Source organism: Klebsiella sp. BIGb0149 (assembly GCF_004362605.1).
Classification (GTDB): Bacteria; Pseudomonadota; Gammaproteobacteria; order Enterobacterales; family Enterobacteriaceae; genus Klebsiella; species Klebsiella terrigena.
Window position 1 is genome coordinate 56,879 of sequence record NZ_SNYG01000009.1, and the last position, 26,027, is coordinate 82,905.

General features: G+C 59.6%; 21 protein-coding genes. 18 read left to right on the forward strand and 3 right to left on the reverse strand.

Going from position 1 to position 26,027, the window contains the following annotated elements; genetic code table 11:
* The first annotated feature begins 94 nt into the window (after positions 1-94).
* From iscR to sseB, 10 genes are all read left to right on the forward strand, one after another.
* The gene (iscR, locus tag EDF75_RS24390; RefSeq protein WP_041146727.1) at positions 95-586 is read left to right on the forward strand and encodes a Fe-S cluster assembly transcriptional regulator IscR; all 492 of its coding nucleotides are present in this window, start codon (positions 95-97) and stop codon (positions 584-586) included.
* Positions 587-759: 173 nt separating this feature from the next.
* Positions 760-1,974, forward strand: a complete 1,215-nt coding sequence (iscS, locus tag EDF75_RS24395; RefSeq protein ID WP_045856338.1) for a cysteine desulfurase — start codon at positions 760-762, stop codon at positions 1,972-1,974.
* Between the two features lie 26 nt (positions 1,975-2,000).
* A complete protein-coding gene (gene iscU / locus EDF75_RS24400) occupies positions 2,001-2,387 on the forward strand; it encodes a Fe-S cluster assembly scaffold IscU (protein ID WP_004866383.1) in 387 nt (128 codons plus the stop codon).
* Positions 2,388-2,402: 15 nt separating this feature from the next.
* The gene (gene iscA / locus EDF75_RS24405; protein WP_041146725.1) at positions 2,403-2,726 is read left to right on the forward strand and encodes an iron-sulfur cluster assembly protein IscA; all 324 of its coding nucleotides are present in this window, start codon (positions 2,403-2,405) and stop codon (positions 2,724-2,726) included.
* A 182-nt stretch (positions 2,727-2,908) separates the two neighbouring features.
* Positions 2,909-3,424, forward strand: coding sequence for a co-chaperone HscB (hscB, locus tag EDF75_RS24410; protein WP_133601172.1), 516 nt, complete (start codon positions 2,909-2,911; stop codon positions 3,422-3,424).
* A 75-nt stretch (positions 3,425-3,499) separates the two neighbouring features.
* Positions 3,500-5,350, forward strand: coding sequence for a Fe-S protein assembly chaperone HscA (gene hscA / locus EDF75_RS24415; protein WP_133601173.1), 1,851 nt, complete (start codon positions 3,500-3,502; stop codon positions 5,348-5,350).
* A 1-nt stretch (position 5,351) separates the two neighbouring features.
* Positions 5,352-5,687: an ISC system 2Fe-2S type ferredoxin gene (fdx, locus tag EDF75_RS24420; RefSeq protein ID WP_095100276.1), complete on the forward strand. Its 336-nt coding sequence runs from the start codon at positions 5,352-5,354 to the stop codon at positions 5,685-5,687.
* Between the two features lies 1 nt (position 5,688).
* On the forward strand, positions 5,689-5,889 hold the full coding sequence (iscX, locus tag EDF75_RS24425; protein WP_041146721.1) for a Fe-S cluster assembly protein IscX: 201 nt from the start codon (positions 5,689-5,691) through the stop codon (positions 5,887-5,889).
* A gap of 179 nt (positions 5,890-6,068) precedes the next feature.
* Positions 6,069-7,355 (forward strand): aminopeptidase PepB, encoded by a 1,287-nt coding sequence (gene pepB / locus EDF75_RS24430; RefSeq protein WP_133601174.1) that lies wholly within the window; start codon positions 6,069-6,071, stop codon positions 7,353-7,355.
* A gap of 88 nt (positions 7,356-7,443) precedes the next feature.
* Positions 7,444-8,220, forward strand: coding sequence for an enhanced serine sensitivity protein SseB (sseB, locus tag EDF75_RS24435; RefSeq protein ID WP_095100281.1), 777 nt, complete (start codon positions 7,444-7,446; stop codon positions 8,218-8,220).
* A 31-nt stretch (positions 8,221-8,251) separates the two neighbouring features.
* On the opposite strand, the gene sseA is transcribed toward sseB, so the two are convergent.
* The 3 genes from sseA to EDF75_RS24450 form a co-directional block, all read right to left on the reverse strand.
* The gene (gene sseA, locus EDF75_RS24440) at positions 8,252-9,100 is read right to left on the reverse strand and encodes a 3-mercaptopyruvate sulfurtransferase (protein ID WP_133601175.1); all 849 of its coding nucleotides are present in this window, start codon (positions 9,098-9,100) and stop codon (positions 8,252-8,254) included.
* A gap of 123 nt (positions 9,101-9,223) precedes the next feature.
* Entirely contained in the window at positions 9,224-10,408 is a 1,185-nt protein-coding gene (locus EDF75_RS24445) for a M20 family metallopeptidase (RefSeq protein WP_133601176.1), read from the reverse strand.
* Positions 10,409-10,444: 36 nt separating this feature from the next.
* On the reverse strand, positions 10,445-11,656 hold the full coding sequence (locus EDF75_RS24450) for a hypothetical protein (protein ID WP_133601177.1): 1,212 nt from the start codon (positions 11,654-11,656) through the stop codon (positions 10,445-10,447).
* Positions 11,657-12,282: 626 nt separating this feature from the next.
* On the opposite strand from EDF75_RS24450, the gene EDF75_RS24455 reads away from it, so the two are divergent.
* The 8 genes from EDF75_RS24455 (at position 12,283) to EDF75_RS24490 (ending at position 26,026) form a co-directional block, all read left to right on the forward strand.
* Positions 12,283-17,232, forward strand: a complete 4,950-nt coding sequence (locus tag EDF75_RS24455; RefSeq protein WP_133601178.1) for an alpha-2-macroglobulin family protein — start codon at positions 12,283-12,285, stop codon at positions 17,230-17,232.
* Complete coding sequence (pbpC, locus tag EDF75_RS24460) at positions 17,233-19,557, forward strand: peptidoglycan glycosyltransferase PbpC (protein ID WP_133601179.1); 2,325 nt, start codon at positions 17,233-17,235, stop codon at positions 19,555-19,557.
* A 159-nt stretch (positions 19,558-19,716) separates the two neighbouring features.
* On the forward strand, positions 19,717-20,148 hold the full coding sequence (ndk, locus tag EDF75_RS24465) for a nucleoside-diphosphate kinase (protein WP_041146713.1): 432 nt from the start codon (positions 19,717-19,719) through the stop codon (positions 20,146-20,148).
* Between the two features lie 292 nt (positions 20,149-20,440).
* The gene (gene rlmN / locus EDF75_RS24470) at positions 20,441-21,607 is read left to right on the forward strand and encodes a dual-specificity RNA methyltransferase RlmN (protein ID WP_045856312.1); all 1,167 of its coding nucleotides are present in this window, start codon (positions 20,441-20,443) and stop codon (positions 21,605-21,607) included.
* Between the two features lie 272 nt (positions 21,608-21,879).
* Positions 21,880-22,857 (forward strand): cytoskeleton protein RodZ, encoded by a 978-nt coding sequence (gene rodZ, locus EDF75_RS24475; protein ID WP_133601180.1) that lies wholly within the window; start codon positions 21,880-21,882, stop codon positions 22,855-22,857.
* 26 nt (positions 22,858-22,883) lie between these two features.
* Positions 22,884-24,005, forward strand: a complete 1,122-nt coding sequence (gene ispG, locus EDF75_RS24480; protein ID WP_128877443.1) for a flavodoxin-dependent (E)-4-hydroxy-3-methylbut-2-enyl-diphosphate synthase — start codon at positions 22,884-22,886, stop codon at positions 24,003-24,005.
* Between the two features lie 91 nt (positions 24,006-24,096).
* The gene (hisS, locus tag EDF75_RS24485) at positions 24,097-25,371 is read left to right on the forward strand and encodes a histidine--tRNA ligase (protein WP_133601181.1); all 1,275 of its coding nucleotides are present in this window, start codon (positions 24,097-24,099) and stop codon (positions 25,369-25,371) included.
* Positions 25,372-25,405: 34 nt separating this feature from the next.
* A complete protein-coding gene (locus EDF75_RS24490; RefSeq protein WP_133601182.1) occupies positions 25,406-26,026 on the forward strand; it encodes a YfgM family protein in 621 nt (206 codons plus the stop codon).
* Position 26,027: the final 1 nt, after the last annotated feature.

Consider the following 26,027-nt stretch of genomic DNA (forward strand, 5'->3'; position numbering starts at 1 on the left):
CCAAATTACTCGGGAATGTCAGACTTGGCCCTGCTATGCAATACCCATATTAATAAAAAGCCCGGGCAGGGGCGAGTTTGAGGTTAAGTAAGACATGAGACTGACATCTAAAGGGCGTTATGCTGTGACCGCGATGCTGGACGTCGCGCTCAACTCTGAATCGGGCCCGGTTCCGTTAGCTGATATTTCTGAGCGTCAGGGGATTTCGCTTTCCTATCTGGAACAGCTGTTTTCCCGCCTGCGTAAAAATGGTCTGGTATCGAGCGTTCGCGGTCCAGGCGGCGGTTATTTATTAGGTAAAGAAGCCGGTAGCATCGCCGTTGGCGAAGTTATCAGCGCGGTTGATGAGTCCGTTGACGCCACCCGTTGTCAGGGTAAAGGCGGCTGCCAGGGCGGCGATAAATGCCTGACCCACGCGCTGTGGCGCGACCTGAGCGAGCGCCTGACCAGCTTCCTGAACAACATCACGCTGGGCGAACTGGTGAACAACCAGGAAATCCTCGATGTTTCAGGCCGTCAGCACAGCCATGAATCCCAGCGTAATACCCGCACTCAGGACGCTATCGACGTCAAACTGCGTGCGTAGTACTCGTTCTGTTTCAGCTTGCGGCCCGTTCGCCGTAGGGTGAAACGTTCAGGGTAACAATTATAAAAGATTTTCGAATCAGGCCGGGATGTTGCGACATCCCGTATACCCGGTCGTACATCAAGCCGGCCGCCTGGTTCCTTGCATTGAGTGATGTACGGAGTTAAAGAGCAATGAAATTACCGATTTATCTCGATTACTCCGCAACAACGCCGGTGGACCCGCGTGTTGCCGAGAAAATGATGCAGTTTCTGACCCTGGACGGGACCTTTGGTAACCCGGCCTCTCGTTCACACCGTTTTGGCTGGCAGGCTGAAGAGGCGGTTGATATCGCCCGTAATCAGATTGCCGAGCTGGTCGGTGCCGACCCGCGCGAAATCGTCTTTACCTCAGGCGCAACGGAATCCGACAACCTGGCGATCAAAGGTGCAGCCAACTTTTATCAGAAAAAAGGCAAGCACATTATCACCAGCAAAACCGAGCACAAAGCCGTGCTGGACACCTGTCGTCAGCTGGAGCGTGAAGGCTTCGAGATAACCTACCTTGCGCCTCAGCGCAACGGGATTATCGATCTGAAAGAGCTGGAAGCGGCCATGCGTGATGACACCATCCTGGTCTCCATCATGCACGTGAACAACGAAATCGGCGTGGTGCAGGACATCGCTACCATCGGCGAAATGTGCCGCGCACGCGGTATCATTTATCACGTAGACGCCACCCAGAGCGTGGGCAAACTGCCTATCGACCTGAGCCAGCTGAAAGTTGACCTGATGTCCTTCTCCGGTCACAAAATTTATGGCCCGAAAGGCATTGGCGCGCTGTACGTCCGTCGCAAACCGCGTATTCGTATTGAAGCGCAGATGCACGGCGGCGGTCACGAGCGCGGCATGCGTTCAGGCACTCTGCCTGTCCACCAGATCGTCGGTATGGGTGAAGCTTACCGTATCGCGAAAGAAGAGATGGAAACCGAGATGGCGCGCCTGCGCGGTCTGCGTAACCGTCTGTGGGAAGGCGTAAAAGATATGGAAGAGGTTTACCTCAACGGTGACCTCGCGCAGGGCGCGCCGAACATTCTCAACGTCAGCTTCAACTATGTTGAAGGCGAATCGCTGATTATGGCACTGAAAGACCTGGCCGTTTCCTCCGGTTCCGCCTGTACCTCGGCGAGCCTCGAGCCATCCTACGTGCTCCGCGCGCTGGGCATGACTGATGAACTGGCACACAGTTCTATCCGTTTCTCTTTAGGTCGTTTTACTACCGAAGAAGAGATTGACTACACCATCAACCTGGTTCGCAACTCCATTGGTCGTCTGCGCGATCTTTCTCCGCTGTGGGAAATGTTCAAGCAGGGCGTGGATCTGAACAGCATTGAATGGTCACATCATTAATCGGTAGGCATTAAGGAGAATTAATCATGGCATACAGCGAAAAAGTTATCGATCATTACGAGAATCCGCGCAACGTCGGCTCTTTTGACAACAGCGACGACTCCGTCGGTAGCGGCATGGTCGGCGCGCCGGCGTGCGGCGACGTTATGAAGCTGCAGATCAAAGTCAACAATGAAGGTATCATTGAAGACGCGCGCTTCAAGACCTACGGCTGCGGTTCCGCTATCGCCTCCAGCTCCCTCGTCACCGAGTGGGTGAAGGGCAAGTCTCTGGACGAAGCTCAGGCTATCAAGAACACCGATATCGCCGATGAACTCGAGCTGCCGCCGGTAAAAATCCACTGCTCTATCCTGGCGGAAGACGCGATTAAAGCCGCGATTGCGGATTACAAAAGCAAACGTGAAGCGAAATAATTAAGAGGTTATTGTATGTCGATTACTCTTAGCGACAGCGCAGCGTCGCGAGTGAATACCTTCCTGGCCAACCGCGGCAAAGGCTTTGGCCTGCGCTTAGGCGTTCGCACCTCCGGCTGTTCAGGTATGGCCTACGTGCTGGAATTTGTTGACGAGCCGGCGGCAGAAGACACCGTGTTTGAAGATAAAGGCGTCAAGGTAGTGATCGACGGCAAAAGCCTGCAGTTCCTCGACGGCACTCAGCTGGACTTTGTTAAAGAAGGCCTGAATGAAGGGTTTAAGTTTACCAACCCGAACATCAAAGATGAGTGCGGCTGCGGCGAAAGCTTCAACGTGTAATCTGCACTATATCCGCTGAATTTCGGCGCAGCATCGCGGCGGCAGGCGGGCGTTTCCCGATAAGCTTACGACAGTAGGCGAACGCCGCCGGTTAAGATGCGACCTGAGAGGCGCGGATATATAACCCCACAGCGGAGTACCGTGCGTGGGGTTTGCTTTATCTCGTTAACCCTGAGGTTACTATGGACTATTTTGCCCTCTTCGGGTTACCGGTCAGTTATACCCTTTCGCAAGAACAGCTGGCTGTCCGGTACCAGGATTTACAGCGCCAGTATCACCCCGACCGGTTCGCCAGCGCCAGCGCCGCCGAACAGCTCGCCTCCGTGCAGCACTCCGCGACGATCAATCAGGCATGGCAAACGCTGCGTCATCCGCTGACCCGCGCCGAATACATCCTTTCGCTTCACGGCTTCGATTTAGCCAGCGAACAGCACACCGTGCGCGACACCGCGTTCCTGATGGAGCAGCTGGAGCTGCGCGAAGAGCTGGATGAGATCGAAAAATCGCAGGACGAAGCGCGTTTGACCGCATTTATTCAGCGCGTGAAGGGGATGTACGACGTTCGTCAGCGGCAGGTCGTTGAGCAGTTAGACGGCGAAGCGTGGGAGATCGCGGCGGATACCGTGCGTAAGCTGCGTTTTCTCGATAAACTTCAGAATGTTGCAGAACAACTCGAAGAAAAGTTTTTTTCACTCTAACCTGTTAGGGTCGCTATGCAGCCAACGTAGCTGCAACACAGATTATGACGAGTAAATTAATATTCGGAAGCAATTATGGCCTTATTACAAATTAGTGAGCCTGGCCTGAGTGCCGCGCCGCACCAGCGTCGTCTGGCGGCGGGTATTGACCTGGGTACCACCAATTCACTGGTCGCCACCGTGCGTAGCGGCCAGGCCGAAACTCTGCCCGATCGCCAGGGACGCTACCTGCTGCCTTCGGTGGTGAACTACCAACCCTCGGGCCTCAGCGTCGGCTATGATGCCCGACAGAATGCGGCGCTGGATCCGGTTAACACCATCAGCTCGGTAAAGCGCATGATGGGGCGCTCGCTGGTCGATATTCAGACCCGCTACCCGCATCTGCCTTATCAGCTGCAGGCCAGCGAAAACGGCCTGCCGATGATTCAAACCGCCGGCGGCCTGCTTAATCCGGTCCGCGTTTCCGCCGATATCCTCAAGGCGCTGGCCGCCCGCGCCACGGAAGCCCTTGCCGGCGACCTCGACGGCGTGGTGATTACCGTCCCGGCCTACTTCGACGATGCGCAGCGCCAGGGCACTAAAGACGCCGCGCGTCTGGCCGGCCTGCACGTGCTGCGCCTGCTGAACGAACCGACGGCGGCGGCGATAGCCTACGGCCTCGACTCCGGTCAGGAAGGGGTTATCGCGGTCTACGATCTCGGCGGCGGCACCTTTGATATTTCCGTACTGCGCCTCAGCCGCGGCGTTTTCGAAGTTCTGGCCACCGGCGGCGACTCCGCGCTCGGCGGCGATGATTTTGACCATCTGCTGGCGGACTACCTGCGCGAGCAGGCGGGCCTTAGCGATCGCAGCGATAACCGCCTGCAGCGCGAGCTGCTGGACGCGGCTATTGCGGCCAAAATTGCCCTCAGCGCGGCGGAAACCGCCCGCGTTGACGTCGGCGGCTGGCAGGGCGAAATCACCCGTAGCCACTTTAATGAGCTGATTGCTCCGCTGGTTAAGCGTACTCTGCTGGCCTGTCGTCGCGCGTTGAAGGACGCCGGCGTGAGCGCGGAAGAGGTGCTGGAAGTGGTGATGGTGGGCGGCTCCACCCGCGTGCCGCTGGTGCGCGAGCGCGTCGGCGAGTTTTTTGGCCGTACCCCGCTGACCACCATTGACCCGGATAAAGTTGTCGCCATCGGCGCCGCCATTCAGGCCGATATTCTGGTCGGCAACAAGCCGGACAGCGAGCTGCTGCTGCTCGACGTTATCCCGCTCTCTTTGGGGCTGGAAACGATGGGCGGCCTGGTGGAGAAAGTGATCCCGCGCAATACCACCATTCCGGTGGCCCGCGCCCAGGAGTTCACCACCTTTAAAGACGGTCAGACGGCGATGTCCATCCACGTCATGCAGGGCGAGCGCGAGCTGGTGCAGGACTGCCGTTCGCTGGCGCGTTTTGCGCTGCGCGGTATCCCGGCAATGCCGGCGGGCGGGGCGCATATTCGCGTCACCTTCCAGGTCGATGCCGACGGTCTGCTGAGCGTCACCGCTATGGAGAAATCGACCGCGGTCGAAGCGTCCATTCAGGTGAAGCCCTCCTACGGCCTGAGCGACAGCGAAATCGCCACCATGATCAAAGATTCGATGAGCCACGCCGAGCAGGACATCAAGGCGCGAATGCTGGCCGAGCAAAAAGTCGAAGCCGCACGCGTTCTGGAAAGCCTGGAAAGCGCGCTGGCCAGCGATGCCGCGCTGTTAAGCGCCGCAGAACGTCAGGCTATCGATGACGCAACGGCGCAGCTGCGCGCGGTGGCGGCAGGCGATGACGCCGATGCAATAAAAGAAGCCATTAAAAATACAGACACACAAACCCAGGAATTTGCCGCACGCCGCATGGACCAGTCGGTCCGTACCGCGCTGAAAGGCCAATCCGTGGACGAGGTTTAATATGCCAAAGATTGTTTTTCTACCCCATCAGGACCTGTGCCCGGATGGCGTAGTTGTGGAAGCTAAAATCGGTGAGACCATTCTTGATGCCGCGCTGCGTAGCGGTATTGAGATTGAACACGCCTGTGAAAAATCCTGCGCCTGCACCACCTGCCACTGCATCGTGCGTGAAGGTTTTGACTCGCTGGCCGAAAGTACCGAAGATGAAGACGATATGCTGGATAAGGCCTGGGGGCTGGAACCCGACAGCCGTCTGAGCTGCCAGGCGCGCGTGACCGCCGACGATCTGGTCGTCGAAATTCCGCGCTACACCATCAACCACGCACGCGAGCATTGATATGGCACTGAAATGGACCGACAGTCGCGAAATTGGCGAAGCGCTGTATGACGCCTTCCCGGATCTCGACCCGAAAACCGTTCGCTTCACCGATTTGCATCAGTGGATTTGCGAGCTGGAAGAGTTTAATGACGATCCAAACGCATCCAATGAAAAAATTCTGGAGGCAATTCTGCTAGTCTGGTTAGACGAAGCAGAATAATTTTCGCGTCATGCTCCACGTTGCAGATGCGTTGGCCGCGTTCGCTCACCCCAGTCGCATAGTTATCTATGCTCCAGGGGATTTGCTTACTTGCCGCCTTCCTGCAACGCGAATCATTTAGCGGAAAAATTTTAACGGGCTGCCATAGGGTGGCCCGTTTGCTAATAAGGATGAATAAAATGACCGAAGCCATGAAGATTACGCTGACAACCCAACCCGCCGACGCACGCTGGGGAGAAAAAGCGGCTTACAGCATCAACAACGACGGCATCACCTTGCATCTGAACGGTAAAGACGACCTGGGCCTTATTCAGCGCGCGGCGCGTAAAGTTGACGGCATGGGCATCAGGCACGTTGCGCTCGACGGCGAGGGCTGGAATACCGACCGCGCGTGGGCATTCTGGGCGGGCTATAAAGGGCCGAAAGGCAGCCGTCAGGTTGAGTGGCCGGCGCTGGATGACGCGCAAAAGCGCGAGCTGGATAGCCGTCTGGCCATTATTGACTGGGTGCGCGACACCATTAACGCCCCGGCGGAAGAGTTAGGTCCGGAGCAGCTGGCTCAGCGCGCGGTCGATCTGCTGTGCGGCGTTGGCTGCGACAACGTGACCTACCGCATCACCAAAGGTGAAGACCTGCGCGAGCAGAACTATCTTGGTCTGCATACCGTAGGACGTGGCTCCGAGCGCCCGCCGGTCCTGCTGGCGCTGGACTACAACCCAACCGGCGATAAAGACGCGCCGGTCTATGCCTGCCTGGTGGGGAAAGGCATCACCTTCGATTCCGGCGGCTACAGCATCAAGCAGAGCGCGTTTATGGATTCGATGAAGTCCGACATGGGCGGCGCGGCAACGGTCACCGGCGCGCTGGCGTTTGCGATCGCCCGCGGCCTGAATAAGCGCGTGAAGCTCTATCTGTGCTGCGCCGACAACCTGATTAGCGGCAACGCCTTCAAGCTGGGCGATATTATTCGCTACCGTAACGGTAAAACCGTAGAAATTATGAACACCGACGCCGAAGGCCGTCTGGTGCTGGCGGATGGCCTGATCGATGCCTCTGCGCAGAAGCCGGAGCTGATTATCGACGCGGCGACGCTGACCGGCGCGGCGAAAACCGCCCTGGGCAACGACTACCACGCGCTGTTCAGCTTCGACGACGCGCTGGCGGCTCGCCTGCTGGCGAGCGCGCAGGCGGAAAACGAAGCCTTCTGGCGTCTGCCGCTGGCGGAATTCCACCGCGGCCAGCTGCCGTCGAACTTCGCCGAGCTGAACAACACCGGCAGCGCCGCCTATCCGGCGGGCGCCAGCACGGCGGCAGGGTTCCTATCCCATTTCGTTGAGAACTATCATCAGGGCTGGCTGCACATCGACTGCTCCGCGACCTACCGTAAATCCGCCGTTGAGCAGTGGTCAGCCGGCGCGACGGGGCTCGGCGTGCGCACGATTGCCAATCTGTTAACCGCAGAGTAAAAAATGGCGGGGCGCTGGCGCCCCGGATTGTGTCACTCCGGCCCGCGTCCGCGGCCGGGGGATTTCTGATTCTGATGTTGTGAGAGCCATGTCCGAAACTAAAAATGAATTAGAAACGCTGCTGGAAAAGGCGGCGATTGAGCCAGGCCATCGCCCGGCTTTTTTCCGTACGCTACTGGAGTCCACCGTTTGGGTGCCCGGCGCGGCGGCGGAAGGTGAACAGGTTGTCGAAGAGAGCGCCGTCGACCTGCAGCACTGGGAAAAAGATGATGGCGCCTCGGTCATTCCCTTTTTTACCTCGCTGGAGGCGCTGCAGCAGGCTGTCGAAGACGAGCAGTCTTTTGTGGCGATGCCGGCGCGTACGCTGATGGCGATGACCCTGGGCGAGACGCTGTTCCTCAATGCCAAACTGCCGGCCGGAAAAGAGTTTACACCGAACGAAATCAAGCATCTGCTGGGTGAAGATGGCGGTCCTCTGAGCGCGCAAACCGTGCTGGAAGGCGGGCAGCCGCTGCTGCTGTCTGAGGTGGCCGAGCCGCCAGCGCAGATGGTAGATTCGCTGACCACGCTCTTTAAATCCCTGAAAACCGTGAAGCGTGCGTTTCTATGCTCGATTAAGGACAGCGCCGACGCGCCGGCGAATCTGCTTATCGGCATTGAGGCCGAGGGGGATATTGAAGAGGTCATCCAGGCGACCGGCAGCGTGGCAACCGACACGCAGCCCGGCGACGAGCCGATCGATATTTGTCAGGTCGTGGAAGGGGAGAAGGGCATCAGCCACTTTATGATTGCCCATATCGCGCCCTTCTATGAAAAGCGCTGGGGCAGCTTCCTGCGCGATTTCAAGCAGAACCGCATTATCTGATGACGGCGGGGCGTGAACCCCGCCGCTATTTTTATTGCGCCGGCTCTATCGGCAGATCCGGGCGGGCGCCCCATTCGCTCCACGAACCGTCATACAGGCTGACGCCGTTAACGCCCAGGGTTGTCAGCGCCAGCACCACCACCGCCGCCGTGACGCCGGACCCGCAGCTGGCGATAATCGGCCGCTCGAAGTCCACGCCCTGGCGCAGGAAAATATCGTTCAGCTCGTCGATAGTTTTCAGCTCGCCGTTAATCACCAGCTCGGTCCACGGAACGTTCAACGCCCCGGGAATATGCCCCCGGCGCAGTCCCGGGCGCGGCTCGTCAACGAGACCGATAAAGCGCCCGGCCGGACGCGCGTCGACGATCTGGGCCGATCCTTCATGACTCACCAGCAGCACGTCGGTCAGCCGCTTAACCACCAGCGGATCGAAGCGGCCGTCGAATTCGCCCTCCGGCAGCTGCGGCTCGTCCTGCTCCAGCGGCAGCTCATCGCGCCGCCAGCCGGCCAGGCCGCCGGCGAGAATAGAGACGTTTTCGACCCCGAAGGTCCGCAGCATCCACCAGGCGCGCGGCGCCGAGAAGAGGTTGCCCTCATCGTAAACCACCAGATGCTTATCGCTGCTCACGCCAAGCTCGCGCATCGCCACGGCGAAGGCTTCCGCGCGCGGCATCATATGCGGCAACGGGCTGGTGCGATCGGAAAGCGCTTCAATATCGAAAAATACGGCGTTGGGAATATGGCCCGCGCGATACTCCGCATCCATATCACGCAGGGATTCCTGACCTGCTGGCGCCATTCGGGCGTCGATAATCTGGATTTCCGGGTCATCAATATGTTCCGCTAACCAGTCGGCGGCGACAAAAAACGAAGTGGACATGGCTATCTCCGTGTCATCAACAATAGATAGATTGTTGATGTTTTTGCCCTTACCGACAAGGCATTTTCACGTAATACATATCGTAATGTGATATGTCCCCGGCGCAGGCCGGGGGAGAAACGATCAGAAGCGGTTTTGATGCAGATAGCGCCAGGCGTACTGGGCGTACAGCCCGGCGCCGGTTTTCATCACCTGCTCATCGATATTGAAGCATCCGTGATGGTGGGCGTAGTCGCTCCCTTTCTCTTTATTGCCGGAGCCGAGCAGGGCAAAACAGCCGGGAATGTCCTGCATATAAAAGCTGAAATCCTCTCCGCCGGTCGTGGGCTTTTCGCTGAATAGCACGTCGTCGCCGAAGGCCTCGCGGATCACCGATTGCGCCAGCCGTGCGCTGCGTTCTTCGTTAATTACCGGCAGCGTGCCGTAGCAGTAGTCGACGTCAACGGTGGCACCATACATCGCCGCGGTATGCTGCGCATAGCGCGCTATTGCGGCCTCCAGGCGCTGGCGGGTTTCGATGCTGAAACAGCGCACGGTGCCGTCCAGGACGGCATTTTCGGCAATCACGTTGAACCGGGTGCCGACATCCATTCGGCCGATAGAGACCACCGCGGATTCCAGCGGCGAAGTTTCACGCGCCACGATAGCCTGCAAATTCATCACGAAGGCGGAGGCGACGACCGCCGCATCGATGCAGGCCTCCGGCATTGAACCGTGACCGCCGCGGCCGCGAAAAGTGACTTTGAGTAGATCCGCGGAGGCAAACGACGACCCCACGTTGCAGGAGATTTTTCCGGCAGGCGAGCCGGACCAGATGTGCATGCCAAAAATGTTGTCGACGCCATCGAGCGCGCCCTGGTCGATCATGGCTTTCGCCCCCTCGGCGATCTCCTCGGCGGGCTGAAAAATTAAACGCACGTTACCGGCGATCTGCTCGCGAACCTCGTACAGCGCGCGGGCGGCGGTGAGCAGCATTGCGGTATGGGAATCATGCCCGCAGGCGTGCATTTTCCCGGCGATTTGCGATTTATAGCTGAGCCGATCGTTGAGCTCCTGCACCGGCAGCGCATCCATATCGGCGCGCAGGGCGACCGTCTTGCCCGGCCTGCCGCCGGCGATGTCTGCAATGACGCCGGTCGGAACGGTACGACGGCAGGCGATGCCGATGCTCTCCAGTTCCGCCACGACGCGCTCCGTCGTTCGCCGTTCCTCCCACGGCAGCTCCGGGTGGGCGTGTAGATCGCGGCGAAAGGCGATTGTTGCCTGCTCTTCTCTGGCAATAATGGCGGTAATAGCGGGGTTAATCATAAACGGACTCCATAAGTAGGTAGAAAATGAAAGCGTTCAGCCGACAACCGGTGCCAGATAGCCCACCAGTATTCCGGCCAGGATGACGGAAACAATCGTCACGGAGATAAACCCTCCGACCAGCATTGGCCCCAGCATGTGCTGAGTCAGCATCTGGCGTTCTTTTTCATCCTGGGTGAGGGAGTTAATGGCTTCGTTGGTAATGATGTAATCCGCCGGAAAGCCGTACAGCGCGGTCAGGGAGATGGCGAACGACATGGCGCCGCTGACGCCGAGCGCTTTCCCTACGGCCCAGGAAACGATAAACATGCCGATAACCGCCGTGGCGATGAGCACCGCCATCGGATAAAGCAGGCGCAGCAGCATATCCGGCGTAGCTTTGTTCAGGGTATCAAAGATAAACAGCATCAATGCCATTACGGCAAAGCCGAATCCGTTCGCTTTTTGCAGCGTATGTTTTTCAAGAAAGCCCAATGAAGTAAAGACCACGCCAAAAAACAGGCACAGTACGAACGGGCTGATGCTGACGATGGGTTTTGCCAGCTCGGAGACAAACCAGGCCAGGCAGCCCACCATCGCCAGGCGCAGGAATTTAAAATAGGTACTGTTGTAGCTGATGGGGATGCGGCTAAACAGACGCGGCATCATTTCTTCACCGCAGGCGAGGAGGGTCCGTTCATCTTCAGCGCTATCAGGATGATGTTCGCCGCTGCGGTAGCGCATAAGCAACGCTTTTCCTTCGCGTTGCAGCATGATGGCGGTGAGGGGATAGCCGGCGAATCCCTGCATCACGTAAATCAGAATCGCCAGCACCGACAGGTCCACCAGCCCGGCGTTGCTTGCGCCTTGCGACATAATCAATGATGAAACGATCCCGCCGACCAGCGGAGGGATGGTAACCAGCGCGGTGTTGTGGTCAAACAGCAGCAGGCTCACCGCGAAGACGGCCACCGTTATACCGGCGATACCCGCAAGCGCAACGACCACCGTTTTCCACTGGCGCATGAGCTCCTTCAGCGACAGCAGGGTCCCCATATTGGTAATCAGCAGATACATCAGCATGATGGCGACCGGCGCGGTGATCCCCGCCCGGCTGATAATATCCGCCGGGAAAAATGTCCAGTACCCGCCCAGAAACAGCGCCGCACAAACAAAGACGGAAGGGACCCAGGCTTTTGTCCGGGTCGAAATAACATCGCCTGTATAAAGAATGAAAAGAATAATTAAAAGAGCGCTCATTTGTGACATAAATAATTCCCATATTATTTATTTTATATGTCAATACGGAACGGATGACTGTTGTGCCGTTATTGATTCCGCAGAACGGGCGGTCAGTGCTACCACCAGAATTTTTTAGCCGACGTGGGCATTAACATATGCCGTAAATTATGCGCCTGGCCGGGCAGCGGCAGTGAAGCCCTTTCGCCATCTGAAGATGAGAATGGACGACCGCCGCTAAGGTAAGGGCTGCATGAAATATCACGGTATAGCGTTCAAGTATGAGAAAACAGGCGTGTTGTCAATTTATAGGTGGGGGCTAATGTTAATTTCAGAATTAAGCCGGAAGGAAGTATGCGCTTTCACATTATAATTAAGCCCGTGTATTATCAGTCTCTCTTATTTTTAATTGCGCTCTGCGGCATGTTTTATATTCATTGCGCGAGGTTTGTTGTAATCTTTCTCGCTGCCCGGACGCAAATACGCTGTCGTTATTATTCTCATCTGCCGGGTAAAACCTATCGCTGAAATTATATCATCGGCAAAATCAGGCCGTCGACGCGCTGCGGATATTATAAGCAACTGGTAAATCCGCGGTTGACGCATAATAATATGTTCACTACAGATATCAGGCCGTTGGGCCGAGGGGTTAAAGGATGAAACCATTTCGTTTAGCGACGCTATCTCTGGCGCTGCTTACCGCGCTTTCACTTGCCGGCTGCGACGACGGCGGCAAAACTCAGACCGCTGCGCCAGCCGCATCTTCTTCTGCGGATAAGCAGAGCGCGGCGAAGCCGGACGCCGCCCAGCTCGCTAAGCTGGCGGAGAAAAGTAAAGGCAAGGCGCTGACGCTGCTCGACGCCTCGGAGGTCCAGCTGGACGGGGCGGCGACGCTGGTCCTGACCTTCTCCATTCCGCTGCAGCCGGATCAGGATTTCTCCCGCAGCGTACACCTCGTCGATAAAAAAAGCGGGAAGGTTGACGGCGCCTGGGAGCTGGCGCCGAACCTGAAAGAGCTGCGCCTGCGCCATCTTGAGCCGAAACGCGACCTGATTGTCTCCGTTGACCCTACGCTGACCGCGCTGAATACCGCGACCTTCGGCACCTCTTTTGAAAAAACCATCGCCACCCGCGACGTCGCCCCCAGCATCGGCTTTGCCAGCCGGGGCTCGCTGCTGCCGGGCAAAGTGGTGGCCGGGCTGCCGGTGATGGCCCTGAACGTCGATAACGTCGACGTTAACTTCTTTCGCATCAAGCCCGAATCGCTGTCCGCCTTCGTCAGCCAGTGGGAGTACCGGAATTCGCTAAGCAACTGGGAGTCCGACGAGCTGCTGAAAATGGCCGACCTGGTCTACAGCGGGCGTTTTGACCTCAACCCGGCGCGCAATACGCGGGAAAAGCTGCTGCTGCCGCTGGCGGATATCAAACCGCTGCAGCAGCCGGGCGTCTACGTGGCGGTGATGAACCAGGCGGGCCACTATAGCTACAGCAACGCCGCGACGTTGTTTACCCTCAGCGATATCGGCGTCTCGGCGCATCGCTACCACAACCGGCTGGACGTCTTCACCCAAAGCCTCGAAAACGGCGCCGCGCAGTCCGGTATCGAGGTTCAGCTGCTCAATGCCCAAGGACAGACGCTGGCGCAGGCCAAAAGCGACGGCCAGGGCCACGTGACGCTGCAAACCGATAAAGAGGCCGCGCTGCTGCTGGCGCGCAAAGAGGGGCAAACCACCCTGCTGGATCTCAAGCTGCCCGCGCTGGATCTGGCGGAGTTCGCCATTGCCGGAGCCCCCGGCTTTAGCAAGCAGTTCTTTATGTTTGGCCCTCGGGATCTCTACCGCCCTGGGGAGACGGTGATCCTCAACGCGCTGCTGCGCGACGGCGACGGCAGGCCGCTGGCCGAGCAGCCGGTGAAGCTCGAGGTGGTTCAGCCGGACGGCCAGGTGATTAGCTCCCGGATGAGCCAGCCGGTGAACGGCCTGTATCAGTTTACCTGGCCGCTTGACGCCGGCGCACCGACCGGCATGTGGCATATCCGCGCCAGCACCGGCGACAATCAGCCGCGCGAGTGGGACTTCCACGTTGAAGACTTCATGCCCGAGCGTATGGCGCTGAACCTGAGCGCGCAAAAGGCTGCCGTTGCGCCGAACGCCGACGTGACCTTTGCCGTCGCCGGGGCCTATTTATACGGCGCGCCTGCCAGCGGCAACCAGCTGCAGGGGAAACTGTTCCTGCGTCCGCTGCGCGATGCGGTCGCCGCGCTGCCGGGCTTCCAGTTCGGCGATATTGCCGAGGAAAACCTCTCCCGCAGCCTCGATGAAGTACAGATGACGCTGGACGAAAAAGGCCACGGGGAAGTGACCACCGCCAGCCAGTGGCAGGATAGCCATTCGCCGCTGCAGGTGATTTTACAAGCCAGCCTGCTGGAGTCCGGCGGTCGTCCCGTGACCCGCACCGTGCAGCAGGCTATCTGGCCTGCCGATGCCCTGCCGGGCATCCGTCCTGAATTCACCCTGAAAGACGTGTATGACTACCGGACCGACAGCACGGTGAAGCAGCCGGTGGTGGATGAAAACAGCACCGCCGGATTCGAGATTGTCTATGCCGATGCCGCCGGAGACAAAAAAGCGGTCTCCGGACTGCAGGTGCGCCTCATTCGCGAACGCCGCGACTACTACTGGAACTGGTCGGATAGCGAAGGCTGGCAGTCGCAGTTCGACCAGAAAGATTTGCAGGAGAGCGAAGAGTCGCTGGATCTGCAGGCCGGACAAACGGCGAAGATCAGCTTCCCGGTGGAGTGGGGCTCTTACCGGCTGGAGGTGGAGGACCCGGAGGGCGCGGTCAGCAGCGTGCGCTTCTGGGCCGGCTACAGCTGGCAGGATAACAGCGACGGCGCGGGGGCCGCGCGTCCTGACCGGGTCACCATGAAGCTGGATAAACCGGCCTACAGGCCCGGCGACACCATTAAGCTGCATATCGCCGCGCCGGCGGCAGGCAAAGGCTATGCGATGGTTGAGTCCAGCGAAGGCCCGCTGTGGTGGCAGGAAATTGACGTTCCGGCCGCGGGGATGGATCTGTCGATCCCGGTCGATAAAGCCTGGAACCGCCATGACCTCTACCTCAGCACGCTGGTGATTCGCCCCGGCGACAAATCGCGCTCCGCGACGCCGAAACGGGCGGTGGGGCTGCTGCATCTGCCGCTCGGCGATGAAAACCGCCGACTGACCCTGGCGCTGGATGCGCCGGAAAAAATGCGTCCCAACCGGCCGCTGACGGTAAAAGTGAAAGCCAGCGTTAAAGAGGGCGAGACGCCGAAGCAGGTGAATGTCCTGCTCTCGGCCGTTGATAGCGGCGTGCTGAACATTACCGACTACGCGACGCCGGACCCGTGGAACGCCTTTTTTGGCCAGAAGCGCTACGGGGCGGATATTTACGATATCTACGGCCAGGTGATTGAGGGCCAGGGACGGCTGGCGAGCCTGCGCTTCGGCGGCGACGGCGACGAGCTCAAGCGCGGCGGTAAGCCGCCGGTCAATCACGTGACGATCGTTGCCCAGCAGGCCCAGCCGGTGGCGCTCGATGACAAGGGCGAAGGCACCGTGACGCTGCCGATCGGTGATTTTAACGGCGAGCTGCGGGTGATGGCCCAGGCGTGGACCGCCGATGATTTTGGCAGCAGCGAAGACAAAGTGGTGGTCGCCGCGCCGGTGATTGCCGAGCTGAATACGCCGCGCTTCCTCGCCAGCGGCGATACTACGCGCCTGGCGCTGGATCTCAGCAACCTGACCGACAGGCCGCAAACCCTGAACGTCGCGCTGAGCGCCGGTGGCCTGCTGCAGCTTGCGCAGCCGGAAATCGCGCCGGTTCAGCTGGCGCCGGGCGCGCGCCGCACCCTGTTTGTGCCGGTGAGCGCTAAAGAGGGGTTTGGCGACGGCCAGCTCAGCGCGACCATCAGCGGCCTGAACCTGCCGGGGGAGACCTTCGCCCCGATGCAGAAGCAGTGGAAAATTGGCGTCCGTCCGGCCTTCCCGGCGCGGACGGTTAACGCTGGCGCGGTGCTGCAGCCTGGCGAAAGCTGGCAGGCGCCGGCGGAGCAAACGCTCGGCTTCTCGCCGGCGACCCTGCAGGGGCAGCTGGTGTTCAGCGGCAAGCCGCCGCTCAATCTGGCCCGCTATATTCGCGAGCTGAAAGCCTATCCTTACGGCTGCCTGGAACAGACCGCCAGCGGATTGTTCCCGTCGCTCTACACCAGCGCGGCGCAGCTGAAAACGCTGGGTATTACCGGCGACAGCGATGAAAAACGCCGCGCGGCGGTGGATATCGGCATTGCGCGCCTGCTGCAAATGCAGCGCGACGACGGCGGCTTTGCGCTATGGGATAAAAACGGTCCGGAGGAGTACTGGCTCACCGCCTACGCCATGGACTTCCTGGTGCGGGCGGGCGAGCAGGGCTACAGCGTGCCGGCCAACGCTATCAATAACGGCAACCAGCGCCTGCTGCGCTATCTGCAGGAGCCGGGGCTGATGACCGTGCGCTACAGCGACGACGCGCCGGCCAGCCGCTTTGCCGCCCAGGCCTACGCCGCTCTGGTGCTGGCTCGTCAGCAAAAGGCGCCGCTTGGCGCGCTGCGTGAAATCTGGACCCGCCACGAGCAGGCGCGTTCCGGCCTGCCGCTGCTGCAGCTCGGCATTGCGCTGAAGGCGATGGGCGACGCGCCGCGCGGCGAGCAGGCGCTGAAGCTGGCGATGACCACGCCGCGTCAGGACCGGGATCGCTGGCTGGGGGATTACGGCAGTGCGCTGCGCGATGATGCCCTGAAGCTGGCCCTGCTGGAGGAGAATAAGCTGCTGCCGGAGGCGCAAAACGCGCTGCTGAGCAGCCTGGCCGATGAGGCCTACGGCCAGCGCTGGCTCTCTACTCAGGAGACCAACGCCCTGTTCCTTGCCGGCCGCACGCTGCAGGATCTTCCCGGCAGCTGGCAGGCGCAAACCTCGCTGCAGGCGCAGCCGCTGGCGGCGGATAAGGCGCAGACCCGTAACCTGACCGGCGACCAGCTGACGGCGCTGCAGGTCAGCAATACCGGCAGCCAGCCGCTCTGGCTGCGTCTTGACAGCAGCGGCTATCCGCTTAGCGCCCCGCAGCCTGCGGGCAACGTGCTGGGTATTGAACGGCAGGTCTTCGACACCCGCGGCCAGCAAAAATCGCTGACCTCGCTGCGCAGCGGTGAGCTGGTGCTGGTGAAGCTGGAAATTACCGCGACGCGCAACGTGCCGGATGCGCTGGTCGTCGATCTGCTGCCTGCCGGGCTTGAGCTGGAAAACCAGAACCTGGCAAACAGCAGCGCCAGCCTGCAGGAGAACGGCGAGGCGGTGCAGAACCTGCTCAATCAGATGCAGCAGGCGGATATTCAGCATATCGAATTCCGCGACGATCGCTTTGTCGCCGCGGTAGCGGTAAACGAAGGGCAGCCGGTGACGCTGGTCTACCTGGCGCGGGCGGTGACGCCCGGGACCTATCAGGTGCCGCAGCCGCAGGTGGAATCGATGTACGTTCCGCAGTGGCGGGCAACCGGCACGGCCAGCGGTCCGCTGAACGTTACCCCGTAAATGCGGCGGTTGGTGAAGATAAGGCGCCGCTGGCGATGGCTGGCGGCGACGCCGTTTCTGCTGTGGCTGGCGCTGCTGGCGGCGGATCGCCTGTGGCCCCTGCCGCTGCACGAGGTGGCTCCGGCCCGGGTGGTGGTGGCGCAGGACGGTACGCCGCTGTGGCGCTTTGCCGATAAGCAGGGCGTCTGGCGCTATCCGGTGACCCTCGATGACGTGTCGCCGCGCTATCTACAGGCCCTGATCCAGTATGAGGACCGCTGGTTCTGGGATCATCCCGGCGTAAATCCGCTGGCCATTGCCCGCGCGGCCTGGCAGGACCTCACCTCCGGGCGCGTCATCTCAGGCGGCAGCACGCTGACCATGCAGGTTGCGCGGCTGCTCGACCCTCATCCCCGAACCTTCGGCGGCAAGCTGCGCCAGCTGTGGCGCGCGCTGCAGCTGGAGTGGCATCTGTCGAAAAGCGAGATCCTGACCCTGTACCTCAACCGCGCCCCGTTCGGCGGCACGCTGCAGGGGATCGGCGCCGCCAGCTGGGCTTACCTCGGGAAACCGCCGGCCCGGCTCAGCTACGGTGAGGCGGCCCTGCTGGCGGTGCTGCCGCAGGCGCCGAGCCGCCTGCGTCCGGATCGCTGGCCGCAGCGGGCTCAGGCGGCGCGCGATAAAGTGCTGGCGCGTATGCAAACCCAGGGCGTGTGGTCGGAGAAGACGGTGCGCGAGGCCGTGGAAGAGCCGGTATGGCTGTTCCCCCGGCAGATGCCGCAGCTGGCGCCGCTTTTTTCCCGGCGGATGCTGGCCAGCAGCGGCGAAGACAAGGTGGTGACGACCCTCGATGCCGGTCTGCAGCGCCAGCTGGAGGATTTAGCCCTTAACTGGAAATCGCGCCTGCCGCCGCGCAGCTCGCTGGCGATCGTCGTCGTCGATCATACCGATATGCGCGTTCGGGGCTGGGTCGGATCGGCGGATATTAGCGACGACAGCCGCTTCGGGCACATCGATATGGTGTCGGCGATCCGCTCTCCGGGCTCCGTGTTGAAGCCGTTTGTCTACGGCATGGCGCTCGACGAGGGGCTGATTCATCCGGCCTCTCTACTGCAGGACGTCCCGCGACGGTTCAGCGATTATCGGCCCGGTAACTTCGACAGCGGCTTTCATGGCCCGGTCAGCGCCAGCGATGCGCTGGTGCGCTCTCTGAACCTGCCGGCAGTGCAGGTGCTGGAAGCCTACGGGCCAAAACGGTTTGCCGCCACGCTGCGCAACGCCGGCCTGCCGCTGATGCTGCCGGCGGGCGCCGAGCCCAATCTGTCGCTGATCCTTGGCGGCGCCGGAGCCCGGCTGGCGGATATCGTGGCGGCGTATAGCGCGTTTGCCCGTCACGGCAGGGCGGGTCGGCTGCGGATGACGCCGGACGCGCCGCTGGTGGAGCGGCCGCTGCTGTCGCCAGGGGCGGCGTGGATAGTGCGGCGCATCCTGGCCGGTGAATCCCAGCCGGTACCCGACGATTCGCTGGTTCAGGTGGTGCCGCTGGCGTGGAAAACCGGCACCAGCTACGGCTATCGCGACGCCTGGGCGATTGGCGTTAACGCCCGCTATCTTATCGGGATCTGGACCGGACGGCCTGACGGAACGCCGGTAGTTGGGCAGTTTGGCTTCGCCAGCGCGGTACCGCTGCTCAATCAGGTCAACAATATGCTGCTGGCGCGGCCGACGACCGGCCGCGACGGGCTGCCCGCCGATCCGCGCCCGTCGTCGGTGAGGGCCGCCACCATCTGCTGGCCCGGCGGGCAGAGCCTGCCGGCGGGAGACGCCAACTGTCGACGTCGGCTGGCCACCTGGCTGCTCGACGATAGCCAGCCGCCAACGCTGCTGCTGCCGGGCCAGGAGGGCGTGCGCGGTATCCGTTTCCCGGTATGGGTAGATAAGCAAGGGCTGCGGGTGGCGGCGGATTGTCCGGGGGCGATGGAGAAAAACGTCGACGTCTGGCCGCTGCCGCTGGAGCCGTGGCTGCCGGCAAACGAACGCCGGCGGGCGAGACTGGGCCCGGCATCGGCACAGTGTCCTCCGCCGCAGGCCGCCGATGCCGCGCCGCTGGTGCTTTCCGGCATTCGCGATGGCGCGGTCATTAAACGTTTACCCGGCGCGGCGCGGGTGGTGGTGCCGCTGCAGACCACCGGCGGATCGGGGCGACGCTGGTGGTTTCTTAACGGCGAGCCGCTGGACGCGGCGGGGGTCGGTGCGAGCCTGACGCTGGAGCGGTTGGATAGCTATCAGCTGGTGGTGATGGATGAGGCGGGGCAGGTTGCGGCGGCGAATTTCACTCTGCAATAAGTCGGAGAGATAAGGCCCTGCGGTTTGTGTTGCTAAAACTCGTCTTATTTTAACAAAATGTTACCTTCATCCATAGGCAGCGCCTGAGTTGCTCTTTATAATGCGCGCCAGGCCATACGATCGTATGCCCAACAACATAAAATTTTATTAGAGGTAATCATGGCTATTGAACGTACTTTTTCCATCATTAAACCAAACGCGGTGGCAAAAAACGTTATTGGCGGCATCTTTTCTCGCTTCGAAGCTGCAGGGTTTAAAATCGTTGGCACCAAAATGCTGCACCTGACCGTTGAGCAGGCTCGCGGTTTCTACGCCGAGCACGAAGGTCGCCCGTTCTTTGACGGTCTGGTTGAGTTCATGACTTCCGGCCCGATCGTCGTATCCGTTCTGGAAAGCGAAAATGCCGTGCAGCGTCACCGTGACCTGCTGGGCGCAACTAACCCGGACAACGCGCTGGCCGGCACCCTGCGTGCAGACTACGCTGACAGCTTCACCGAGAACGGCACCCACGGTTCCGACTCCGTTGAATCCGCTGCCCGCGAAATCGCGTTCTTCTTCGCCGAAGGCGAGGTTTGCCCGCGCACCCGTTAATCCTCGTCGTCTTTTCGACCGTCGCGGCGTTGGCTGCGCGCGTTCACCCCGGTCACATAGCTATCTATGCTCCCGGGGATTTACTTGCTTGCCGCCTTGCGACATTCGAAAAGCCATAGAGGATTGAGTACGCAGCAACAGATTTTTTCATCATTGCCGCGTGCAAACGTGGTATTGATACACCAGACTTTGTACAATGCAGCGCCCCTGGACGAGCACTCGTTCATTGGGGCGCTTCTTTTTTTCAACCCACCTGGGGCCATAACGTGTAACAACGAGGCCGGAATAGATTATGTCTGAACATATTGTCACGCCTGATAACGCCGCTCTGACGGTGCCGAACAAAGATGCCAAAATTAACCTGCTGGATCTGAATCGTCAGCAGCTGCGCGAGTTTTTCAAAAACATGGGCGAGAAGCCCTTCCGCGCCGATCAGGTGATGAAATGGATGTATCACTACTGCAGCGATGACTTTGATGATATGACCGATATCAACAAGGTCCTGCGCAATAAGCTGAAGGAAGTCGCGGAAATTCGTGCGCCGGAAGTCGTCGAAGAGCAGCGCTCCAGCGATGGCACCATCAAATGGGCGATTGCCGTCGGCGATCAGCGCGTTGAAACGGTTTATATCCCGGAGGACGATCGCGCGACGCTGTGCGTTTCGTCTCAGGTTGGCTGTGCGTTAGAGTGTAAATTCTGTTCAACGGCGCAGCAGGGCTTTAACCGCAACCTGCGGGTCTCTGAAATTATCGGCCAGGTTTGGCGCGCGGCGAAAATCGTCGGCGCGGCAAAAATTACCGGCCAGCGTCCGATCACCAACGTGGTGATGATGGGGATGGGCGAGCCGCTGCTGAACCTGACCAACGTCGTGCCGGCGATGGAAATCATGCTCGACGACTTTGGTTTTGGTCTCTCCAAGCGTCGCGTGACGCTCTCCACTTCCGGCGTGGTCCCGGCGCTGGACAAGCTCGGCGATATGATCGACGTCGCGCTGGCCATCTCTCTGCATGCGCCGAACGATACGATTCGCGATGAGATCGTGCCGATTAACAAAAAGTACAACATCGAGACTTTCCTCAACTCGGTACGCGGCTATATTTCCAAGTCCAACGCCAACCAGGGCCGGGTGACCATCGAATACGTCATGCTCGATCACGTCAACGACGGCACCGAGCATGCGCACGAGCTGGCAGAGCTGCTGAAGAATACGCCGTGCAAGATCAACCTGATCCCATGGAACCCGTTCCCGGGCGCGCCGTATGGCCGTAGCTCCAACAGCCGCATCGACCGTTTCTCCAAGGTGCTGATGGATTATGGCTTCACCACCATCGTGCGTAAAACGCGCGGCGACGATATCGACGCCGCCTGCGGACAGCTTGCCGGTGACGTTATCGACCGTACCAAACGTACGCTGCGCAAGCGTATGCAGGGCGAAACGATTGACGTGAAAGCGATCTGACAAATGCGCAGCGCGCAATATTTCACGCGCGCTGCATCATTATGTTTCCCCGGCAGGCGAACCAGGCTGATTCGGCCAATAATTACGGTGCGTTTTTGTCGACTTTGAGGCAGTATGTAGCGGCACAACAACCGCTTAGCATTCAATATTGATAAGTATCTGTGATAGTTCGCCATACGGACTTATACTGTTTGTTTGACGCTTTGCAGATGTTTCGCGGCGCGGGGTTTACCGGCGCTGAACTTTAAATTTCACGTACCAGTAGTTGTCGAATGAATACTGAAGCCACTCAAGATCATCAAGAAGCAAACACTACGGGCACGCGTCTGCGCAATGCCCGCGAACAACTCGGACTCAGCCAGCAAGCGGTGGCTGAGCGCTTATGCCTGAAGGTTTCCACGGTTCGTGATATCGAAGACGACAAGGCGCCAGCCGACCTCGCTTCAACCTTCCTGCGCGGCTACATCCGCTCCTATGCGCGTCTGGTGCATATTCCGGAAGAAGAGCTGCTGCCGATGATGGCAAAACAGGCGCCTATTCGCGCGGCGAAAGTTGCGCCGATGCAGAGCTTCTCTCTGGGTAAACGCCGTAAAAAGCGCGACGGCTGGCTGATGAGCTTCACCTGGCTGGTGCTGTTTGTGGTGATTGGCCTGAGCGGCGCCTGGTGGTGGCAAGACCATAAGGCGCAGCAGGAAGAGATTACCACGATGGCTGACCAGTCAACCGCCGAGCTGAATGCGGGCGACAGCGGCAGCCAGAGCATTCCCTTAGATAACGGTGCCGATAACACGGCGCCGGACGTAGCGAACAGCGCGCCTGTGGATACCTCAGCCGCGCCGGCTCCGGCGCCAGCGGCGTCCGTACCGACGCCGGCTAATAACAACGCCGTCGTTGCTCCGTCTCAGGCGCAGGTCGATACCGCAGCAGGCGCTGCGGTTCCGGCCTCTCCGCTGCCAACCGATCAGGCGAACGTGACCGCAGCCGCTGCGGCTCAGGATCTGGTCCTGAACTTCTCTGCCGACTGCTGGCTGGAAGTGAGCGATGCAACCGGCAAGAAGCTGTTCAGCGGTTTGCAACGTAAAGGCGGTAACCTGAACTTAAGCGGCCAGGCACCTTATAAGCTGAAAATCGGTGCGCCGGCTGCGGTACAGATTCAGTATCTGGGTAAACCAGTCGATTTGAGTCGTTTTATCAGAACTAACCAGGTTGCGCGTCTGACCCTTAATGCCGAAACATCACCGGCGCAGTAATAGACGGGTAACGCGGGAGATTTTTCATGCATAACCAGGCTCCGATTCAACGTAGAAAATCGAAACGAATTTACGTTGGGAATGTGCCGATTGGCGATGGCGCCCCCATCGCCGTCCAGTCGATGACCAATACGCGCACCACCGATGTGGCCGCGACCGTAAATCAAATCAAAGCCCTTGAGCGCGTTGGCGCGGATATTGTCCGCGTCTCCGTTCCGACGATGGATGCGGCGGAAGCGTTCAGGCTCATCAAACAGCAGGTCAACGTACCGCTGGTTGCCGATATCCACTTTGACTACCGTATCGCCCTGAAAGTGGCGGAGTACGGGGTGGATTGTCTGCGTATTAACCCGGGAAACATCGGCAACGAAGAGCGTATTCGCATGGTGGTTGACTGCGCCCGTGATAAAAATATTCCTATCCGCATCGGCGTTAACGCCGGGTCGCTGGAAAAAGATCTGCAGGAAAAGTACGGCGAGCCGACGCCGCAGGCGCTGCTGGAATCCGCCATGCGCCACGTCGATCATCTCGATCGTCTGAACTTCGACCAGTTCAAGGTCAGCGTCAAGGCGTCGGATGTGTTCCTCGCGGTGGAATCCTATCGTCTGCTGGCGAAGCAGATCGATCAGCCTCTGCATCTTGGGATCACCGAGGCCGGCGGCGCCCGTAGCGGCGCGGTAAAATCGGCGATCGGCCTCGGCCTGCTGCTTAACGAAGGGATCGGCGACACGCTGCGCGTTTCGCTGGCGGCGGATCCGATTGAAGAGATCAAGGTTGGGTTCGATATCCTGAAGTCTCTGCGCATTCGCGCCCGCGGGATCAACTTCATCGCCTGCCCGACCTGTTCGCGTCAGGAGTTTGACGTGATCGGGACCGTCAACGCGCTGGAGCAGCGGCTGGAAGATATCATTACCCCGATGGATATTTCGATCATCGGCTGCGTGGTGAATGGCCCAGGCGAAGCGCTGGTTTCGACGCTCGGCGTCACCGGCGGCAATAAGAAGAGCGGCCTGTATGAAGACGGCGTGCGTAGAGACCGGCTGGATAACGACGATATGATCGATCAGCTGGAAGCGCGTATCCGTGCGAAAGCCTCGATGCTTGATGAAGCGCGCCGTATTGACGTCCAGCAGGTTGAAGAGAAATAATCCGGGGCAGCGTAAGACTTCCCGTGTATGATTGGACCCGCGGGCGCAACGCGCCGGGGTTCATTTTTGTATATATATAAAGAGAATAAACGTGGCAAAGAACATTCAAGCCATCCGTGGCATGAACGATTATCTGCCGGGCGAGACCGCTCTCTGGCAGCGCATTGAAGGCTCACTGAAACAGGTGCTCGGCAGCTACGGTTACAGCGAAATTCGGTTGCCGATTGTAGAGCAGACCCCGTTATTCAAGCGCGCGATCGGCGAAGTGACCGACGTGGTTGAAAAAGAGATGTACACCTTTGAGGACCGCAACGGCGATAGCCTGACGCTGCGTCCGGAAGGGACTGCGGGCTGCGTACGTGCCGGCATCGAGCATGGTCTTCTGTACAATCAAGAACAGCGTCTGTGGTACGTCGGTCCGATGTTCCGCCATGAGCGTCCGCAGAAGGGCCGCTATCGCCAGTTCCATCAGATGGGGGTTGAAGTCTTTGGTCTGCAGGGACCGGATATCGACGCCGAGCTGATTATGCTCACCGCCCGCTGGTGGCGTGAGCTGGGTATCTCTGAGCACGTCGCACTGGAGCTGAACTCCATCGGTTCGCTGGAAGCGCGCGCCAGCTATCGCGATGCGCTGGTCGCCTATCTTGAGCAGTTTAAAGATAAGCTCGACGAAGACTGCAAACGCCGCATGTACACCAATCCGCTGCGCGTTCTGGACTCTAAGAATCCGGAAGTGCAGGCGTTGCTGAACGATGCGCCGGCGCTGGGCGACTACCTGGATGAAGAGTCCAAACAGCACTTTGCCGGCCTGTGCGCGCTGCTGGACGACGCGGGCATCGCCTATACCGTTAACCAGCGCCTGGTGCGCGGGCTCGATTACTATAACCGCACCGTGTTTGAGTGGGTAACCACCAGCCTCGGCTCGCAGGGAACCGTCTGCGCAGGCGGCCGCTATGACGGTCTGGTCGAGCAGCTGGGCGGGCGCGCAACGCCGGGAGTCGGCTTTGCGATGGGGCTGGAACGTCTTGTTTTACTGGTCCAGGCCGTTAATCCGGAATTTAAAGCCGATCCTGTTGTCGATATATACCTGGTAGCCTCCGGAACCGATACCCAGTCCGCAGCGATGCGTCTGGCTGAGCGGGTTCGCGATGAGCTGCCCGGCGTTAAGCTGATGACCAACCACGGCGGCGGCAACTTTAAGAAACAGTTCGGCCGTGCTGATAAGTGGGGCGCTCGCATTGCTCTGGTGGTTGGTGAATCAGAAATTGCTGACGGAAACGTGGTAGTGAAGGATTTACGCTCAGGTGAGCAAACTACCGTAACGCAGGATAGCGTTGCCGCGCATTTGCGCACACTTCTGGGTTAATCTCCCGGGAATCATTAGTCAGGAGAAGGACTGCGTGGAAACGTATAACAACGAAAACGATCAGGTCGATGCGCTCAAGCGTTTCTTTGCCGAAAATGGCAAAGCGCTGGCCGTTGGGGTGATTTTAGGGATTGGAGCGCTGGTTGGCTGGCGCTACTGGAGCTCTCATCAGCAGGATACGGCCAGAGACTCCTCTTTAGCCTATGAGAATGCCATTTCCGCGCTTAAATCGGACAAGCCCGAAGCGCTGAATTCGGCGCAGAAGTTCGCCGCTGACAGCAAAAATGCCTACGGGGCGTTTGCCTCCCTGGAGCTGGCGCAGCGCTTTGTTGACAAAAACGATCTGCAGAGCGCTGAAAAGCAGCTCCAGCAGGGATTAGCCGCCGCCCCGGATGATAATCTGAAGTCGGTTATCAACATGCGTCTTGCTCGCGTGCAGCTGCAGCTGAAAAATCCTGATGCGGCGCTGAAGACCCTTGAGGGGATCAAAGGCGAAGGCTGGACCGCGATTGTTGCCGATCTTCGCGGTGAGATTCTGCTGGATAAAGGCGACAAGCAGGGCGCTCGCGCGGCGTGGGAAGCGGGCGTGAAAAGCGATGCTTCACCGGCGCTCAGCGAAATGATGCGTATGAAAATAAATAATTTGTCCATCTGAG